The 17,707-nt window shown below is 70.1% G+C and carries 18 protein-coding genes; 8 read left to right on the top strand and 10 right to left on the bottom strand.

Translation table 11 applies throughout. The annotated features are described in order from the left end of the window. Window positions 1-114: 114 nt before the first annotated feature. Complete coding sequence (locus ACZ4NB_RS06865) at window positions 115-1,116, bottom strand: sigma-70 family RNA polymerase sigma factor (protein WP_467658856.1); 1,002 nt, start codon at window positions 1,114-1,116, stop codon at window positions 115-117. Between the two features lie 569 nt (window positions 1,117-1,685). Here ACZ4NB_RS06865 and ACZ4NB_RS06860 point away from each other — a divergent pair. Then, window positions 1,686-2,204 (top strand): hypothetical protein, encoded by a 519-nt coding sequence (locus tag ACZ4NB_RS06860; protein WP_467658854.1) that lies wholly within the window; start codon window positions 1,686-1,688, stop codon window positions 2,202-2,204. A gap of 263 nt (window positions 2,205-2,467) precedes the next feature. Then, the gene (locus ACZ4NB_RS06855; RefSeq protein WP_467658852.1) at window positions 2,468-2,965 is read left to right on the top strand and encodes a MarR family winged helix-turn-helix transcriptional regulator; all 498 of its coding nucleotides are present in this window, start codon (window positions 2,468-2,470) and stop codon (window positions 2,963-2,965) included. Window positions 2,966-3,046: 81 nt separating this feature from the next. On the opposite strand, the gene ACZ4NB_RS06850 is transcribed toward ACZ4NB_RS06855, so the two are convergent. Together ACZ4NB_RS06850 and ACZ4NB_RS06845 are read right to left on the bottom strand one after the other, a co-directional pair. After that, window positions 3,047-4,573 (bottom strand): MFS transporter, encoded by a 1,527-nt coding sequence (locus ACZ4NB_RS06850; protein ID WP_467658851.1) that lies wholly within the window; start codon window positions 4,571-4,573, stop codon window positions 3,047-3,049. 198 nt (window positions 4,574-4,771) lie between these two features. Further along, entirely contained in the window at window positions 4,772-5,434 is a 663-nt protein-coding gene (locus tag ACZ4NB_RS06845) for a TetR/AcrR family transcriptional regulator (protein ID WP_467658850.1), read from the bottom strand. 231 nt (window positions 5,435-5,665) lie between these two features. On the opposite strand from ACZ4NB_RS06845, the gene ACZ4NB_RS06840 reads away from it, so the two are divergent. Continuing rightward, complete coding sequence (locus ACZ4NB_RS06840; RefSeq protein ID WP_467658848.1) at window positions 5,666-6,913, top strand: M6 family metalloprotease domain-containing protein; 1,248 nt, start codon at window positions 5,666-5,668, stop codon at window positions 6,911-6,913. 73 nt (window positions 6,914-6,986) lie between these two features. Here the strand turns inward: ACZ4NB_RS06840 and ACZ4NB_RS06835 are convergent, their stop codons facing one another. Then, window positions 6,987-7,628: a TetR family transcriptional regulator gene (locus ACZ4NB_RS06835; RefSeq protein ID WP_467658847.1), complete on the bottom strand. Its 642-nt coding sequence runs from the start codon at window positions 7,626-7,628 to the stop codon at window positions 6,987-6,989. A 51-nt stretch (window positions 7,629-7,679) separates the two neighbouring features. On the opposite strand from ACZ4NB_RS06835, the gene ACZ4NB_RS06830 reads away from it, so the two are divergent. The 4 genes from ACZ4NB_RS06830 (at window position 7,680) to ACZ4NB_RS06815 (ending at window position 10,126) form a co-directional block, all read left to right on the top strand. After that, entirely contained in the window at window positions 7,680-7,895 is a 216-nt protein-coding gene (locus ACZ4NB_RS06830) for a hypothetical protein (protein WP_467659200.1), read from the top strand. After that, the gene (locus ACZ4NB_RS06825; RefSeq protein WP_467658845.1) at window positions 7,892-8,194 is read left to right on the top strand and encodes a hypothetical protein; all 303 of its coding nucleotides are present in this window, start codon (window positions 7,892-7,894) and stop codon (window positions 8,192-8,194) included. Before ACZ4NB_RS06830 ends, ACZ4NB_RS06825 begins: the two co-directional genes overlap by 4 nt. A gap of 142 nt (window positions 8,195-8,336) precedes the next feature. Continuing rightward, window positions 8,337-9,125, top strand: coding sequence for an SDR family NAD(P)-dependent oxidoreductase (locus tag ACZ4NB_RS06820; protein WP_467658843.1), 789 nt, complete (start codon window positions 8,337-8,339; stop codon window positions 9,123-9,125). Between the two features lie 101 nt (window positions 9,126-9,226). Next, a complete protein-coding gene (locus ACZ4NB_RS06815; RefSeq protein WP_467658841.1) occupies window positions 9,227-10,126 on the top strand; it encodes a helix-turn-helix transcriptional regulator in 900 nt (299 codons plus the stop codon). A 9-nt stretch (window positions 10,127-10,135) separates the two neighbouring features. Here ACZ4NB_RS06815 and ACZ4NB_RS06810 read toward each other — a convergent pair whose 3' ends face one another. The 6 genes from ACZ4NB_RS06810 to ACZ4NB_RS06785 form a co-directional block, all read right to left on the bottom strand. After that, window positions 10,136-10,687 (bottom strand): cysteine hydrolase family protein, encoded by a 552-nt coding sequence (locus tag ACZ4NB_RS06810; protein WP_467659176.1) that lies wholly within the window; start codon window positions 10,685-10,687, stop codon window positions 10,136-10,138. Window positions 10,688-10,689: 2 nt separating this feature from the next. Further along, window positions 10,690-11,718 (bottom strand): 3-oxoacyl-[acyl-carrier-protein] synthase III C-terminal domain-containing protein, encoded by a 1,029-nt coding sequence (locus tag ACZ4NB_RS06805; protein WP_467658839.1) that lies wholly within the window; start codon window positions 11,716-11,718, stop codon window positions 10,690-10,692. A 50-nt stretch (window positions 11,719-11,768) separates the two neighbouring features. Next, window positions 11,769-13,391: an FAD-dependent monooxygenase gene (locus ACZ4NB_RS06800; RefSeq protein WP_467658837.1), complete on the bottom strand. Its 1,623-nt coding sequence runs from the start codon at window positions 13,389-13,391 to the stop codon at window positions 11,769-11,771. Continuing rightward, entirely contained in the window at window positions 13,388-14,434 is a 1,047-nt protein-coding gene (locus ACZ4NB_RS06795; protein WP_467658835.1) for a 3-oxoacyl-ACP synthase III family protein, read from the bottom strand. The genes ACZ4NB_RS06800 and ACZ4NB_RS06795 overlap by 4 nt, the downstream gene beginning before the upstream one ends. Window positions 14,435-15,086: 652 nt before the next feature. Beyond that, complete coding sequence (locus tag ACZ4NB_RS06790; RefSeq protein ID WP_467658834.1) at window positions 15,087-15,539, bottom strand: MarR family winged helix-turn-helix transcriptional regulator; 453 nt, start codon at window positions 15,537-15,539, stop codon at window positions 15,087-15,089. Between the two features lie 90 nt (window positions 15,540-15,629). Beyond that, the gene (locus ACZ4NB_RS06785; protein WP_467658832.1) at window positions 15,630-16,595 is read right to left on the bottom strand and encodes an aldo/keto reductase; all 966 of its coding nucleotides are present in this window, start codon (window positions 16,593-16,595) and stop codon (window positions 15,630-15,632) included. Between the two features lie 296 nt (window positions 16,596-16,891). Here ACZ4NB_RS06785 and ACZ4NB_RS06780 point away from each other — a divergent pair, with 296 nt between their 5' ends. Continuing rightward, window positions 16,892-17,677: an AfsA-related hotdog domain-containing protein gene (locus ACZ4NB_RS06780; protein WP_467658830.1), complete on the top strand. Its 786-nt coding sequence runs from the start codon at window positions 16,892-16,894 to the stop codon at window positions 17,675-17,677. The last annotated feature ends 30 nt before the right edge of the window (window positions 17,678-17,707 follow it).

Below are 17,707 nucleotides of genomic sequence, written 5' to 3'. Positions count from 1 at the left end.
CCCCCGGGCACAAGAGAGCCCCGACGCCAGACCACCTGGCATCGGGGCTCGTCCTGATCGGAAGGGGGTCCTACGCGTCCTCCGCCGGGAGTACGCGTCCTCCGCGGGAGAGTCCTACGCGGCCGCGTCGAATCCCGTGTCGCGCGCCATCCGCTTCAGCTCCAGCAGCGCATGCTTCTCGATCTGCCGGATCCGCTCGCGGGTCAGACCGTGCTGCTTGCCGACCTCGGTCAGCGTGCGCTCGCGGCCGTCCTCGATGCCGTAGCGCGCCTTGATGATCGAGGCGGTGCGGTGGTCGAGGCGGTCGATCAGATCCTCCAGCTCCTCGCTGCGCAGCAGCGTCAGCACCGACTGCTCGGGCGAGGCGGCGGAGGTGTCCTCCAGCAGATCGCCGAACTGGGTGTCGCCGTCGTCGTCCACCGACATGTTGAGGCTGACCGGATCGCGCGCCCAGTCCAGCACGTCGGTGACGCGGGCGGGCGTGGAGCCCAGCTCGCCGGCGACCTCCGCCGGCTCCGGGTCGCGGCCGTTCTCGCGGTTGAACTCGCGCTGCACCCGGCGGATCCTGCCCAGCTCCTCGACGAGGTGCACGGGCAGCCGGATCGTGCGCGACTGGTCGGCGATGGAGCGGGTGATGGCCTGGCGGATCCACCACGTCGCGTACGTGGAGAACTTGAAGCCCTTGGCGTAGTCGAACTTCTCCACGGCACGTACCAGGCCGGCGTTGCCCTCCTGGATCAGATCCAGCAGCGGCAGCCCCGCACGCGGGTATCGTCGCGCCACGGCGACGACCAGCCGGAGGTTGGAGCGGATGAAGACGTCCTTGGCCTTGGCCCCCTCTTCGGCCAGCGCCTCAAGCTCCTCGCGGCCGGCACCCGCTGCATTGCCGTCGGTGATCTCGCCGTCCAGGATCTGCTGGGCGTAGACGCCCGCCTCGATGGTCTGGGACAGCTCGACCTCCTTGGCGGCGTCGAGCAGGGGTGTACGCGCGATCTCGTCGAGGTACATGCCGACCAGGTCGCGGTCGGCGATCTCCCCGCCTACGGCGCGAACACTGTGGGCCCCGTCAGAATCGCTGCTGCTTTCCTGACGACGGGCGACGGCACGGGTTGCCATGCGTGTGCTCCCTTTGCGATGTTGGGGTATCCCCTGCCCGAGCGAAGCCGAGAGCTTGGGGAAGGTCGCGGGACGATAGGGCGGGCCGATTGGCGCTGCACCCACTGCGATGCTTGCCGGGTGGCCCGTCCGAAGGAAACAACGGCTGGAATCCGGACAGAATTCCCACGCCGCGCTTCTATTTTTCTGATCATGCAGTACCCTGCGCCCCGCACAGGGGGGTCCTACGCTGCACCAACAGAGGGAAGTGCAGGTCAGAGCGGACGCGGAAGCGGATCCCCCACCCCTTGTGGATCTTTATCGGGGCCACATTCGTGAGAGGTGCATCACGTTCGGCGTAGCGTCCTTCACTCCCTACCGGCGCCGTTCGTGCATCGCTCTTCCACCCTTCAAGACGAGCCGCACCGCGTTCTGGTTGCCCAGCAGGCGAGGGACGGCGCGCCGCCCGCCGATCCGGGCCGGCCCAGCGAGCTGATCCAGTTGACGGAAGCGACCCCCGGGTGTCGCCTGGACAGAAGGCACGGGAGCAGCAGGACACCGGGCGCAGGGGCGATCGAGAGGAGCCCGCCATGGACCAGCACGCTCAGCGGCACGGCGCGAGGGCCGCCCGCTCACACGGCAGCGTCGAGCTCGAACACGGCGCGACGGCCGGCACCGGCGGCCGGACCCCGCAGCAGCCCTCACGGCTGGCGGCCATGGCCGAGCGCGTTCCGGCGACCGTTTCGCTGCCGATCATCGCGGCGCTCGCCTTCGGCTGCTTCACGATCTTCCGCACCCACACCGCCGGCACCAAGGGCGGCCCCGCGCTGCTGTACGGGGTGGCCGCGGCAATCGTCACCGGCGCGCTGGGACTCCTCCTGGTCCACTACCAGTCGTCCCTGCTCACCGAGACCCGGGCGCTCGGCTACGGCGCGCTCTTCGGCGCGGCGGTGGGCTGGAACTACAGCCTCGGCGGGGAGACGATCCTCAAGTCGTGCGCCTTCGGGCTCGTCATGGGCCTGATCATGTTCGTCGTCTCGCTCTATGTCTTCCGCACCCACCGCACCCGCGAGCCGCACGGCCGGCATCGCTCCACCGCGTTCGGCTGACGCGCCGACGGGAGACGGGTAGGCGGCGGTCCCCCCTGACAACAGGTCAGGGGGGACCGCCGCCCCGACCCGGCCGCCGGCGCGCAGCGCTCGTCGCATGGGCGACATATCGACTCCGCGGCGTCACACTGGGCGGTATCGGCACACCGGAAACATTCAGCCACCGCACTCCGCAGTACTTGAACGTTCAAGCGTAGGAATCCAGCCTAACCCGACGTTGTTAAAACTTAAAGAACTCTCTGAGCGGTGAGAGAGTGGATGCTATGAGCACCGAACCCGCAGCCGAGCCGCGCTGGCTCACCGACGAGGAGCAATACGCCTGGCAGTGCTACCTCCACGCCACGACGCTCCTTGAGGACCACCTCGATCGTCAGCTGCAGCGCGACGCCGGGATGCCGCATGTCTACTACGGCCTGCTCGTCCAGCTGTCCCGGGCCCCGCGGCGCCGGCTGCGGATGACCGAGCTGGCCCAGAACGCCAAGATCACCCGCTCCCGGCTCTCCCACGCGGTCGCCCGCCTGGAGAAGAACGGCTGGGTGCGCCGCGAGAACTGCCCCTCCGACAAGCGGGGGCAGAACGCCTACCTCACGGACGAGGGGATGCGGGTGCTGGAGAAGGCCGCCCCCGGCCATGTCGCCGCCGTCCGATCCGCGATCTTCGACCGGCTCTCCCCGGAGCAGGTCCGCCAACTCGCCGAGATATGCCAGGTGATGACCGAGGGACTGCAGCCGCAAGGCGCCGACCTCCCCTGGCTCCGCTGACGTATCAGGGGAACCGGAAGAGGCCGGCGCCTGCGGGTCGGCCCAGTGCGCCGCTGTCCGGGTCGGCTCAGCGCGCCGGGCTCAGTGCGCCAGCACCGGAACCGGCACCTCGTCCTCGGCCGCGGCCCTGCCCGCACCGTCCTCGGACGAGGCCACCGGCGAACCGGCGCCCGGCCGCCCGGTGTTGATGAAGGTGAAGGCGATCACCCCGGCCAGGAGCAGGATGCCCACCGCCCACCAGATGGCGCTGGTGTAGCCGTGCACCATCGACTGGAGCTTGAGCAGGTCGGCCGAGCGCGCACCGGCCGCGTGCGAGGTGGCGTACGCGCTGGTGGCGCTGGCGGCGATGGTGTTCAGCAGCGCCGTACCGATCGCGCCGCCCACCTGCTGCGAGGTGTTGACCATCGCCGAGGCGACACCGGCGTCGCGCGCCTGGACCCCGTGCGTGGCCAGGGACATCGCCGGCATGAACGCCGTACCCATGCCGAGGCCCATCAGCAGGAAGCCGGGCAGGATCAGCGCCGGGTAGGACGTGTCCAGGTCGATCTGGGTCAGCACCAGCATGCCGGCCGCGGCCACGGTGAATCCGGGCGCCATCAGCAGCCGCGGACGGACCCGGTTCATCAGCCGGGCGCCGATCTGCGTCGAGCCGGTGATCATGCCGACGATCATCGGGAGGAAGGCCAGGCCGGTCACGACCGGCGTGTACCCCTTCACGATCTGCAGGTAGTAGGTCAGGAAGAGGAAGAGGCCGAACATGCCGATCACGGCGAGGCCCAGCGAGGCGTAGACCCCGGCGCGGTTGCGCTCGGCGACCACCCGCAGCGGCAGCAGCGGGGCCTTCACCCTGGACTCGACCAGCACGAACGCCAGCAGCAGCACGGCGGCCGCGGCGAACAGGCCCAGGGTCGGGGTCGCCAGCCAGCCGTCGGACTCGGCGCGGGTGAACCCGTAGACCAGCGAGACCAGGCCCAGCGTGGCCAGGATGACGCCGGGGACGTCCAGCCGGGAGGGGTTGCGGCCGTCCGCGGGCTCACGGATGACCAGGAAGGCGCCGGTCGCGGCGACCACGGCGAAGGGGATGTTGACGAAGAAGGTCCAGCGCCAGTTCATGTACTCGGTCAGCACACCGCCGAGGATCAGGCCCACGGCGCCGCCGCCACCGGCGATCGCGCCGAAGATGCCGAACGCCTTGGCGCGCTCCTTGGCCTCGGTGAACGTCACCGCGAGCAGGGACAGCGCGGCCGGTGCCAGCAGCGCACCGAAGACACCCTGCAGCGCGCGGGCGCCCAGCAGCATCCCCTGGTCGGCCGCGGCCCCGCCGAGCGCGGAGGCGGCCGCGAATCCGATCAGCCCGATGATGAAGGTCCGCTTGCGTCCCCACAGGTCGGCGACGCGGCCGCCGAAGAGCAGCAGACCGCCGAAGGCCAGCGCGTAGGCGGTGATCACCCACTGCCGGTTGGCGTCGGTGATACCGAGGTCCTCCTGGGCGGAGGGCAGCGCGATGTTCACGATGGTCGCGTCGAGGACGACCATCAGCTGGGCGAGAGCGATGAATATCAGCGCTTTCCAGCGCCGGGGATCGACGGACGGGACGGTTTCAGGCATGGCGGGATCCACCTAGTGGTGCGGTGAGCGGACGGGGCGTGAGCGAACAGGAGCGAAGGAGGGAAGGGACGAACGCGCGAGACGCTCGGGCCCCGTAAGAACGACAAGTCGGGACGGGTGAGACGAGTGTGAGGTATGGCGTGTGTGGGGGGGTGGCGTGTGCGGGGCGTGTCAGACCTGGGCCGGCGGCCGGTCCGGTTACCCGCGGCGCCTGAGGTCTTCGAAGGTGGCGGCGGACCCGGGCAGTTCGGAGCGGGCGGGCGCCTGCAGGCCGTCCAGGAACAGCTGCAGATGCCGGTGCACGAACCTGTCGAAGTCCATACAGCCACTGCCCGGCAACGGCCGGGTGAGCTGGGTGAGCGCGACCATCAGGTCACCGACGGCGATGTCGGAACGCAGCCGGCCGCTGTCGCGCGCGGCGCCCATGACGGCCTCGATGGCCGCCTCCAGGCGTTCGCGCGCCGCGAGCAGATCGGGGTGGTCACGATCGATGCTGTCGGAGAGCATCGGGCACAGGGCCCCGATCCGCTCCTCCACCGCGTCGTGGACGAAGCGCCTCAGCGCTTGGAAGGCATCGGGCTCCTCGGCAAGGGCACTCTCCGCGCGGTCGGCCGTACGGGACATGACGGAGAGCGTGACGTGGTGGATCAACTCCAGTCGATCCGTGAAGTGACGGTAGAGCGTCGCATTGCCGACACCCGCGCGTCGAGCGATTTCATCGAGCGGGACCTCGGCCCCGAACTCCATCACCATCTCGCGAGCGGCCGCGATGATCCGCTCCCGGTTTCGCAGGGCATCGGCCCGCAGGCGGGGCGAGGGCCCCTGCTTCCCGGTCTGCGCGCAGTGTGCGACGGCGGTCATGCGGCTCACTCCTTTCGGTGGTCGGGGTCCGGACTCCGGTGGGCGAAGCGGGGAGCGGCTCCCCGTTTCGGTCGGACGCCTGGTTAAACGGGGAGAGCGTCCCCGGATATTTCACGCCCCGATGTGACCTGCCGCACAGCCCCCCGGGTCTACCGTCTCCGGAGGGCGCGGTGACTCCAGTTGACGCAACTGCGCGCGCGGGGGATCGCCCGGCGATCCAAGGTGATCGTTATGAGGCGCAAGATATCCGCGGTGCTCGCCGCCGGCGCGGCCTCCGCGACCGCGGCCGTCACGCTGGGCTCGCCCCCCAGCGCCGTGGCCATACCTCCGGGGCCGGGCGTCCCCCCGAGCGGTCCCTGCGCGCTGCGCGGCATCGCCGACGACGTCGCCGAATCCGCCGACACCCCCGCCGGCTTCGCCCGCTCGTCCGGCGTCGTACGGGCACTGACCCTGTTCATCGACTTCCCCGACGCCCACGCCCCGATATCGCCGCACGCCCGCTTCGCCGAGTTCTTCCCGGCCGCGACGGACTACTTCCGGACCAGCTCGTACGGCCGGCTGAGCTATCTGCCCATCCCCCTCTTCCGCTGGATCCGGATGTCGCGGCCGGTCGCGGCGTACGGCATCCAGCGCGGCGCCAGCTTCGACCCGGCCTCGGACGGCGGCTATCACGCCCTGGCCCAGGAGGTGGTCCGCGCCGTCGACCGGATCGTCGACTTCCACGACTACGACATCGTCAACATCCTCGCCACGCCCAACGCGGGCCCGCCCGCGACCCGTACGGTCCTCTCGGTCACCTTCAGCGGCGGCGACATGGGGATGCGGACGGCCGACGGGGTGCCGTTCCGGAACGTGTCGTTCATCTGGAGCCGGCAGATCGGGGCGAGCGCCTATCGCGTCCTCAACCACGAGAACGCGCACAGCTTCGGCCTGCCGGACCTCTACTACGACGACGCGCGCCGCGCCCCGCCCCCCGCGGGCCACTGGGACCCGATGGACGAGGACTGGGGGCCGAGCAACGACTTCGCCGGCTGGCACAAGTGGAAGCTGGGCTGGCTCTCCGCCGACCAGGTGCACTGCGCACCGCCCCGCGGGACGCCCGCCGAGCACACCCTCACGCCGGTCTCCGTCCCCGGCGGCACCAAGATCGTCGTCATCCCGACCTCGCCGCACACCGCGCTGGTCGTCGAGGCCCGCGCCCGCGGGCTGCTCGAACCCGCGGTCTGCCGGCCCGGCGTCCTGGTCTACCGCGTCGCCACCGACGTCCCCTCGGGCCGCGGCCCGCTCCGCGTCGTGGACGCCACCCCGCGCAGCGGCGGCTGCTACCGGACGGACAAGTACGTCGACTCCGAACTCAGCGACGCCGCCTTCCGCCCCGGCAGCACCTACACCGACCACGCCAGCGGCACCTCGGTCACCGTCCTCACCGAAAACCCCGACGGCACCTACCGCGTACGCGTGACCCCGGCCCGCGCCTGACACCTGGCGCCCCCTCCACGACCACCACCGCCGGGACCGCCGGGCCCGCCGCCCCTCGGGGAGCCCCCTCCCCCTACTCCCCGCCCTCCTCCCGCCAGTGCCGCCGGCCGATGCTGATCAGCCGCAGCTGCCGACGGGCCGTGCGCACCACCCGTTCGGCCGCGCCCTCGGTCCCGTCCTCCTCGGCGTCGAGCAGCGCCGCGGCCGTGGTCACCAGCCGGTCCACATACAGCTCGGCCAGCATCCGCACCTCGTCGTCGCGCCAGCCCTCCGACACCGGCTGGGACTTCAGGGCCGCGGCGACCTCCTGCGCGAACCGGTCCAACTCGCCCGCGATGGCCTGCCGCACGGCCCGTACGCCCCCGTGCCGCTCCCGCGCCACGAACCGGATGTGCAGCGGGTATCGGCGCACATGCTGCTCGACGACCGCGACCGTGCGGTCGATCCGCTCCTCGGCCCCGTCCTGCTCGGCGAGGATCGCCCGCACCATCGCGTGCAGACTGCCCAGCGCCTCCTCGACCAGCGCGACGCCCAGTTCGCCCAGGTCCCGGAAGTGCCGGTAGAACGCGGTCGGCGCGATGCCCACCACCCGCGTCACCTCGCGCAGCCCCAGGCTGCTCAGGCTCTGCTCCTCCAGCAGGCCGAGCGCCGCATCGAGCAGCGCCTGGCGGGTCTTCTGTTTCTGGGCCTGCCGGACTCCAAGGGTGTGACTCATGTCATCCAGTAAACAACCGTTCTCCGAACTTCTCCACTCGTGGGAAGTCGTATGCTGGAGTCACTGAGTGAACAACTGTCCTCCGAATCGGAAAGGCGGATCATGCTCTTCCTCGTCGCTGCCCTCCTCCTGATGGGGATCGCGCTGGGCACCGCGGCACACCTCCCCCTCCCCGTCACCCTCGTCGCGGCCGCCGTCATCGCCGGCTGGCTGCTCGTCTTCTCCGTGCGCGAGCGCCGCCACCGGGCCGAGGTGACCGCACGATGACCGCGCTCACCCAAGCCACCTCGACCGCCGCGGCCAAGTCCGCCCGCCGGTCGGAGCGTTCGCCCGCGCACGCCGACGGCATGGCCGTGGCCTCCTTCGTCCTCGGGCTGCTCGGCACCCTGGTCCTCAACCTCGTCCTCGGCCCCTGCGCCCTGATCCTCGGCGGCCTGGCCCTGGCCCGCGGCACCACCCGCCGCGGCCGCGCCCTCCTGGGCCTCGCCCTCGGCGCCGCCGACCTGCTCCTGCTCGCCCTCCTCGTCACCCTCGACGGCACGGTCAGCTGGCACATCGGCGGCTGACGACCGCGCGTTCGGCCGAGCGCACCCACGGCCCCAAGGACGGCACCTCCGTGCCCCTGTTGGTCCGGCCTGGGTGGCCCTGGCCGTCCCAGGGACGGGCAGGGCCTGGAAGGGGTCCGCGCCCGTCGGCAGAGTGGTGGTCATGAACGAGAGCACCACTGCCCCCGCCGGACACGCCGGCCGCGTCATCCTGATCACCGGCGGTACGAGCGGCATGGGCTTCGCCACAGCCCGACAGCTGCTCGCGGACGGCGCCCACGTCGTCATCACCGGCCGCGACGAGGCCCGGCTGCAGCGGGCCGCCGAGCGCCTGGCGGACGTCTCGGACTCCGGCGAGCGGCTGCTCACGGTGCGGTCCGACGCCGCCAGTCTCACCGACACCGACTCCCTGATGGCGAAGGTCAAGGAGCGCTACGGCCGCCTCGACGGCCTGTTCGCCAACGCCGGCGTCGGCGTCTTCAGGTCTGTGGAGGAGACCACCGAGAAGGACTTCGACCAGCTCGTCGACGTCAACTTCAAGGGCGTGTTCTTCACGGTCCAAAAGGCCCTGCCCCTGCTGGAGTCCGGCGCGGGCAGCTCCGTGGTGATCAGCGCCTCCTGGACCCTGCACCGCGGCGTCGGCGCCGTCGTCTACGCCGCGACCAAGGCGGCCGTGCACAACTTCGCCCGCTCCCTGGGCGCCAACCTCGCCGGGAAGAACATCCGCGTCAACTCGGTCAGCCCCGGCTACATCCACACCGAGATGTACGACGAGGTCATCACCGATGACGCAGGCCGTGAGGCCACCCGGGTGGGGCCGCCGCTCCAGCGCGTCGGGCAGTCCGAGGACGTGGCCGAGGCAGTCGTGTTCCTGCTCTCCGAGCGTGCGTCGTACATCACCGGGCAGGACATCGCCGTCGACGGCGGCCTGGTGATGAAGGTCCCCTCCTGACGTTCCCGCGCCCCCGTCCGGAACGCCAGGAGGTTCGGCGTTGGAGCCTGGCCCTCACAGGGCCAGGCTCCAACGCCGTTGCCTCGATGAGAATCGAGGGTATGAACGCATCGGTTGATCTGCGAGATTTCCTTCGTGCCCGGCGTGCCCGGTTGCAGCCCCAGGACGTCGGGCTGCTGGCGCCGGGCGGCTTACGCCGTGTCGCCGGCCTCCGTCGTGAGGAGGTCGCGGAGCTCTCGGGCATCAGCATCGACTACTACACGCGCATGGAGCAGGGCCGGGTGCGCAACGCGTCGCCCGAGGTGCTCAACTCCCTGGCCCGAGCACTGCGGCTGGACGAGGAGGAGACCCGCCATCTCCACCGCATCGCCCGGCCCCGGACCGCCCGGTCCCGGGCGACGGGCCGCACCGCGCGGCCACAGGCGGTCCGGCCGATGCTGGCGACCTTGCTCGATTCCCTGGAGGGGCAGCCCTCGCTCATCATGGGGCGGCGCATGGACATCCTGGCCTGGAACCGCGCCGCCGCCGCGCTGCTGGGCGACTTCGGGGCCATGGACCCCGCAGCCCGCAACCTGGCCAGGATCACCTTCCTCGGCGAGTGCTCCCGTACCCTCTACGCGGACTGGTGCGAATGCGCGCGCGAGAACGTCGCCTACCTGCGCATGGAGGCCGGCCGCTACCCCGACGAGCCGGAGCTGGCATCGCTGATCGGCGAACTCGCCGTGAAGAGCGAGGAGTTCCGCCGCTGGTGGGCGGAGCACCCGGTGAGGGACAAGACCTCCGGGACCAAGCGCTTCCACCACCCTGTCGTGGGCTCCTTGGAGCTGGCCTACGACACGCTGCGGCCGGCCGACGACCCCGACCAGGCCCTTATCACGTATGCCCCCTCGGCCGGCAGCCCTTCCGAGGACGCCCTGCGGCTCCTGCTGTCCTGGACAGCCCGGCCGACCAAGCGGACGGGGGCCCCGAGTGGTCCGGGCACACCGGGCCCGCGGCGGTAGGCCCGAGCTTCAGTGACCCGGACGGTGCGCACGGAGGACGTCCGCCGCGCGCACCACACCGACTCCCAGGTCCTCGTACTCCTTCAGGGCGAGTTCATGGTTGTGCGTCGAGAAGGCCGTCATGGCGTCCTCCACGACCGTGGTCGGGTAGCCGAGCCGCACGGCCGTGCGCACCGTCTCCAGCACCCCGAACTCCGTGGTGATGCCCGCCGCCACCAGCGAGGTGGTGCCCAACCGGCTGAGCTGCGCCGCAAGTTCCGTGCCCTGGAAGGCATCGATGCCGTACTTCGTCACCACCACGTTGCCCGATGTGGCGCCGACCCCCTCGGGGAAGTGGTTCATGGGGGCGTCGGGGCCGCCGTCGCTGCGGTCGATGCGCGCGTACCGTACGAGTACCACCGGCAGGCCGGCCGAGTCGAAGAGCTCCTTGAGCCTCGCCGCCGACGCCACGACCTGGGGCCCGCTGTACGGGGCGGCGGGCCGGTCGACGATCCATCTCTGGATGTCCACCAGCATCAAGGTCGTGCCGTGCGCGAGGAAGGAAGTGGTGGGGAGATCCATGGTCACACAGCCTCCACGATCAGGGCGCTCCACGTAAACCCGCCCCCGCCGCTCAGGATCACGGCGAGGTGTCCCGGTTCCAGCAGGCGGCGGGATTGCAGCTCGGCGAGCCCGGCGGCCGCGTCCCCCGCGCCCAAGTGCCCGGTCGACGCACCGAGGTTGAGGATCTCGGCGCCGTCGAAGCCCATGGCGGAGATCGACGGCAGATAGGCGGCGTCCAGAACGGTGGTGCCCAGCCGGGGCAGCAGCACGTGGCTGATCCTCGGGTCGTCCGGAGCCAGCCCGACCTCGGCGAGCGCCCCTCCGATCACGTCCCGCACCCCAGCGCCGGCGACGGTATCGAACCGGTCGCGGCCCCGCGCGCGCAGATACTCCCGCTTCGTCCGGCGGATGTCGATGGTCTCACCGTGGGCGCGGGGAGCCGTGGAGAACGGGCTGTCACCACGGTGCATGCCCTCCAGTTCCGACGCGGCCACGGTGTGCAGAGCCATGAGACGGTAGGGGCCCGAGTGGCGGTCGAGGACCACCGCCGTACCGCCGTCGCCGTACGCGACGCCGTAGTCGCCGCTCCAACGGTCGAAGCCCGGTGCGGGGAAGCGGTCGCCGGTGGTGACCAGGGCGCGATCGGACGCCGGGTCCGCGACCAGCCGTATGGCCGCGGTCTCGATGGCGACCGCGCCTCCGTTGCACATCTGCTGGATTCCCAGCGGCAGCGCGTTGACCGCACCCACCTCCTGCGCCACGTAGTGCGCGGGCGACCAGAAATCGTGCCCCTGGTGGTAGAGCCAGGCATGCGCCACCAGGGCCAGGCTCTCCGAAGGGCAGCCGGCTTCCGCAAGCGCCTTGCCCGCCGCGCGCACCGCCATCTCAGGGCCGGACAGGGAACGGCTGACGGGCAGCTCGATGTATCCGTCGGCCGCGCCCCGCGCGGCGTCGGCGCGGCCCGCGGACGCGGCTTCCCCAAGAGTCTCTGTCTCAGCCGGCAGCCAGCTGGTCGCCGCGGCCAGATACACGGGGTCGTCGAAGCGCATGACGCTGTCCTTGTCGTCTCGGATGTGCCGTGGGGAGGGGGCGGGCCGGGTCAGGGGTTCCCGAGGGCCCTGTCGAGCAACTGGCCGATGCGCCCGAACTGTCGGGGTGGCAGGTGGAACTGGACATGTTGATCGGGACGCACCAGCGCGACCCGGGGGGCGGTGCGCTGCGCGGGGCCGGCGCCCGGATCGGTCCTCAGGGATTCGAGTCCGCCGTGCAGGATGCCCGCGCTGTCCAACACCCTCACCTCGGCCCGCTCCCCGTGGCGGCCTACGGCATCGGCGACCGTCTGCAGTTCGGCCGCGGACGGCCCGCCGTGGGTGGCGTCGACGAGCGCGGTGTACCGCAGGTCGGTGAGGGCCTCGCGCAGCGGGCGTCGGCGGCAGGCACGCGCGTCCCAGACGAGACGGTCCGGTACCAGCGCACCGGTGACGTACTGCTTCTCCCATTGCCGCCAGCTACGGCCGCGGGTTTCCTTGCCGTCGCCGTAGACCGTACGCAGCCCGGCCAGCCAGGGAGTGTAGTCCAGGCCGAACAGCCGCATCCTGGAGGCCAGTTTGACGGCGCTGTCGCGCAGGAGGACGTGGCGGCGGTCGCGCAGCATCCAGGCGCGGGTCTGCACGTCGGCCTGGCGGACCACGGCGCGTGCCACCTGGGTGCGCTCGGCGCCGTAGGTGTCGAGCAATGCGTCTCCGGCCTCGCCGTGCCATGCGGCGGCGAGCTTCCAGGCGAGGTTCTGTGCGTCGGTGATGCCGGTGTTGAGACCTTGTCCGCCCGCGGGGCTGTGGATGTGCGCGGCGTCGCCCAGGAGGAAGACGCGTCCGGACCGGTACTTGTCGGTGTGCCGGGCGTGTACGGCGAAGGTACTGGTCCAGTCGGGGTCGCGCAGCCTGAGACCTCCGGGGCCGCGCTCGTCGACGAGGCTCTGCATCAGTTCGAGGGTGGCGTCTTCGGGCTTGAGGCCGGGTGGGCCGGAGGTGAAGACACGGGAGCGCCCGGAGGGGAGCCCGAGGATGACAAGGACGCCCTTGGCGGAGCAGAAGTAGTGCGCGACGTCGAGTTCCAGCGGGCCGTCGACGTAGGCGTCCACGAGCATGAAGGTGTGGGGGTAGGTGTGCCCCTGGAAGTCGAGTCCGAGAAGTTCCCGGACGGTGCTGGCGGCGCCGTCGCAGCCGAGGACGTAGGCGAACTCTTCCCGCCGCTCGGCTCCGTCGGCGCCGCGGAGCACGGCGGCGGTGTGGTCGGCGCGCTGCTCCAGGGCGACAAGGGACGTCTCGCGCTCGATGCGGCCGTCGAGTGCGTGCAAGGCCCCCGTGAGAAGGTCCTCGATCTCGGGCTGGGGCAGGATGACCGGTTGGGTGCGCCCGCCAAGTGGCAGCTCGGCGATGCTGCGGCCCTCGGAGTAGTAGCGGAAGGCCGGGACGGGGAGACCGCGGAGCGCCAGCTCCGAGGGGTCGACGAGGCGGCGCAGCACTTCCAAGGTGCGCGGCCACACGAGCAGCGCCTTGGACAGATCGGATGCCTTGGGGAGCCGGTCGATGAGGCGGATATCCACCCCACGGCGCGTCAGTTCGGTGGCGGCGGTGAGCCCGACGGGTCCCGCGCCGACGATCAGCACCGGCCTGCTGGTGCGGCGAGCGGACGGTTCCGAAGGAGAGGGCGTGCGGTTCACTTGGTTCCTCTGGTCGCTTCACGGTCGTGCGAGGCCCAGCGCAGCAGGGCACTGCCGATGGCCATGCCTCCGCCGAAGGCGGACAGCAGGACCAGATCTCCGTCCTTGAGCGCCTGGGAGCGGCGGGCGGCGTCCAGGGTGATGGGGACGGAGGCCGCGCCGGTGTTGCCGTACTTCTCGACGGTCAGGTGCGTGCGGGCGGCGGTGAGTCCGATGCTGGGCAGGAGGTCGTCGAGCATCCGGCCGTTCGCCTGGTGCGGCACGAAATGGTCCACCGCTTCGGGCGCCAGCCCGGCATCGGCGAGGACCTGCTTGACGGATCGCGGCAGATGCTCGGTGACGAAGTCACGGACGGCCCGGCCCTCCATCGCGAAGAACTGGTCGCCGCTGTCGAGGGTTTGCGCGGAAACCGGCAGACGGCTGCCGCCGGCCGGCACGCGGATGGTGCGGTGCAGCTCCCCGAAGGTCTCCAGGCAGACGGGGCCGAGGCCGTACCCCTCGGCGACGGGGCCGAGCACGACGGCGCCGGCGCCGTCCCCGAAGAGGATGGCGGTGCGGCGATCGGTGGGATCGATGATGCGGGAATAGATGTCGGCACCGATGACCAGGCCGTAGCCCTTGCCCGACAGGATTGCGTGGGTGGTGTGCAGCGCGAACAGGAAGCCGCTGCATACGGCGTTGACGTCGAAGGCAGAGGAGCCGTGTGCACCGATGCGGTGCTGGACGATCGCGGCGGTGGCGGGCTGCGGGTGGTCGGGGCTGGAGGTGGCGACGACGATGTAGTCGAGCTGGCCGGGGCGGATCCCGGCATCGGCCAGCGCTGCGCGGGCGGCGTGCGCGGCCAGGTCGGAGGTGGCTTCGTCGCCGGCGGCGTAACGACGGCTGCGAATGCCCGTCTTGCGCACGATCCATTCGTCCGTCACCCCGGCGTGGGCTCCGACCTGCTCGTTGCTGACGACGCGGGCCGGCAGATAGGAGCCGGTTCCTAACACTCCGATGGAATCGGAACTACCGATTCCAGTACTGGTGTTGGCGATGTGCATGTCGCGGCTGTCCGTTCTGTCAGGTGTCCGGTGCGCCGATGCGCGCTATCGCACCTCATCGAGGGGGCCGGCGCATGTGTAGTCCAGTGCCTGGGGCGGCTCAGGCTCTTCGAAGGGGCCGGCCAGCGTGTACCAGAGTCCGGTGCCCCTCCGGTCCGGTCCGGCCTCGACGGCTTTCGTTGACAGTTGGCAGCATCGTTCAGACATCGGGCTCCCCCCTATGGCAGTTCCCGGTCGCGCGCGCCTGCGAGGGCGCGGGGCAACGGGGACACACAGGTCCTCTGAGCGGGATCGCTCTATCTACGAGGTCATCACAGTATCAGAGGCCGTAGATACAAGATCAGGGATTAGATGTACCGTGAATCGTAGATGCCAAAACTTTCGAGAGGGTTAAAGATGCAGGTCAGGCGCATGCCCCGATACCGTCCGGGCGATGTGTATCAACCCACGAAGTTGATCAGCGTAAAGATTCTGACAGTGGGATTGACCTGTTCTTGCCAGGTCGGCAACCCTCGATACCCGAACCGGGTCCACCCGCCCATCACAAAGGGGCTGTGCGGGACGGTGACGTCGTCCCGCACAGCCCCTGCCGTGCACCCCGGTGTTGCCGGCTCGTCGACCGGCCTCTGAAGACCTGACTCGCCCCAGCGCATCACTCTGCCTGGAGTGCGCCGATCGCCCGCTCCAAGTACTCGTGGAGCTGGTCCAACTCCTCGTTCGTGAACACGCTGTTGATGCGCTCCTCGACCGAACACGCAAGCTTGTCGGCCTTCTTCAGCAACGCCCGACCCGAACGGGTCAGAGCCGACACGAGAACCTTCTGGTGCACCTGCGACACCGTCCGGCTGATCAACCCCTTGGACTCAAGGTTGTTCAGGACCGTGGTCATCGTCTGGGGAGTGACCATGCACTCCCGCGCCAACTGGGCTCCGGAGAGCCCTGAGTTACGTTGCAGCACGAGCAGGGTGACATATTGCGGAACGGTCAGGCCCACCGTGCGCAGCGCACGGCTCTTCTCGGCGATCAGGACCTGTTCGGCTCGCTTGATCACATGCCCCGTACGACCGCTGAAGTGCTCCGAGTGCCGGGTGTTCTCGATGACCACCGCTTACCTTCCCTTCTGTACCCCCCGACAGCTGCTTGTGTTGTAGGACACAGGACTGTATCAGCACCCTGAATCCACGGACCGCGGACGTCAGTAGCGTTCCCCGACCGCTACGGGCAGCGAATCCAGCTCCTCCCGGCCCTCGGCGTCGAGCGCAAGATCCGCCGCGGCCGCGTTCTGCTCGATGTGCTCCACGCGCGTGCTCCCGGGAATCGGCACGACATGCTCCCCCTGCGCCATCGTCCACGCCAGCGCCACCTGCGCCGGTGTCGCGCGAAGCCGCTGGGCGACCGCACGCACGCCCTCGGCGATGCGCAGGTTCTGCCGCAGCGCCTCATCCTGGAACCGCGGCATCGCGGACCTGAAATCCCCGGAGTCCGGGCGCCTTCCAGCGTCGAAGCGGCCCGCCAGGAATCCCCGCCCGAGCGGGGAGAAGGGCACGAAGGCGGCGCCGTTGTCCCGGCACCACGGCACGATCTCCGCCAGCGGGTCGCGCGACCACAGGGACAGCTCGGACTGCACAGCCGCGACCGGCGCGATGGCGTGAGCTTGCCGCAACTGGTCCAGTGACACCTCGGACAGGCCCAGCCGGCGCACCTTCCCCTCCCGCTGCAGCTCGGCCAGAGCTCCCCAGCTCTCCGTCAGGGGGACGTCAGGGTCGACGCGATGCAGGTAGTAGAGGTCCACGCAGTCGGTGCCCAGCCTGCGCAGCGACCCCTCGATCGCGCTGCGCAGGTGCTCGGGCCGGCCGTCGGGATAGATGCTCGGCGCGTCCTGACGGGAGTCCGGCCTCGCCCTCAGCCCACCCTTGGTGGCGAGCGTGACCCGTTCGCGCAGACCGCCGAGGGCCCGACCGAGCAACTCCTCGTTGGTGAAGGGCCCGTAGAGATCCGAGGTGTCGAGCAGCGTGATGCCGAGATCGACGGCGCGGCGGATGGCGCGCACCGACTCCCGCTCGCTCTGTCCGGAGGAGCTGTAGACCCAGCTCATGCCCATGCAGCCCAGGCCGACGGCGCCCACCTCGGGCCCATCGGCCCCCAGGGATCGCTGTATCACGGCTCGCTCCTCATCGCTTGGCCGGAATATAAGAACACTGATACAAGACAGTGTACGACGATGTCAACTCTCACCCGCTCCCCCCTTCGCCGACCCTCGAAAATCTCGCTGAATGCGCGTCAGCTTCCTGACATCTCCACGATGGGGGGTGTGAGGTTGGCTATACGTGTCAGGGGTGCATGTGGAATTAGTGCCCTGATACAGTCCTGACCTCTGATCGGACCGGGCGATGACCTGGTGCGGTCAGGGAAAGTCCTGCCGGTCTGCAGCCGGCACGCTTCAAGGGGGAGTTACCAATGACGTCCGCGACGACCGACACCAGACTGCTCTACGTGGTCGGCGAGAGGTTCTCGGCTCTGACCGCCAACGACAGTGTGTGCACGCCGAGTCAGCTGATCGCCGACCTGCGCGCCGGCCGGTACAGCGTTCCGGGGGGCAAGGTCGAACTGCTCAACGGTCAGGGTGTCGGCGACTTCGACTGGAGCAACATCGAGCGGGAGATCGGACGTCACCACGCGGGACACCGTTTATCGACGCCCAACCACTCGCCGCGATTAGCGCTGCGTGGCGAGGCGCACAAGCACCGCGAGGAGAACGTCCTGCTCTCGGACGTCCGGCAGATCGACGGCCTGTCGTACCGCGCGGACCTGCGCCTGGACAACAGCAACGAGCTGATCCTGGACCACACGACGGGCCAGCACGTGCAGGGCATGGTGATCACCGAGGCGTGCCGACAGATGTTCCTCGCCGTCACCGAGCTCTACTACACCTCGGCCTGGCCGGAGCGCGAGTACTACCACGTCATCAGGAAGTTGAACTCCCAGTACGAGAACTTCCTGTTCCCGCTGGACGCCGTGATCGACTACCAGATCGTCAACGCGAAGGCCGACGACCCCGAAGCGCTCTTCTTCGACGTGGAGATCACGGTCTCCCAGGCCGGACAGCGCGCGGCCCTGTGCCACGTGGAGTTCACCGCCTACGAGCATGAGCGGATCTCGCGCAAGGAAGCTCGGCTGGCGGCCAGCACCGTCGAGAAGCTGCTCGACGCCCGGCGCGCAGAACTGGCGGAGGCTCACGCCTAGTTCGTCGCTGTCCGCCTCGGCCGCACCCCT

The organism is Streptomyces sp. NPDC026575 (genome assembly GCF_055567415.1).
Note: the sequence above shows the minus strand (reverse complement) of the source record. Positions and strands in the feature narration are given on the sequence as shown.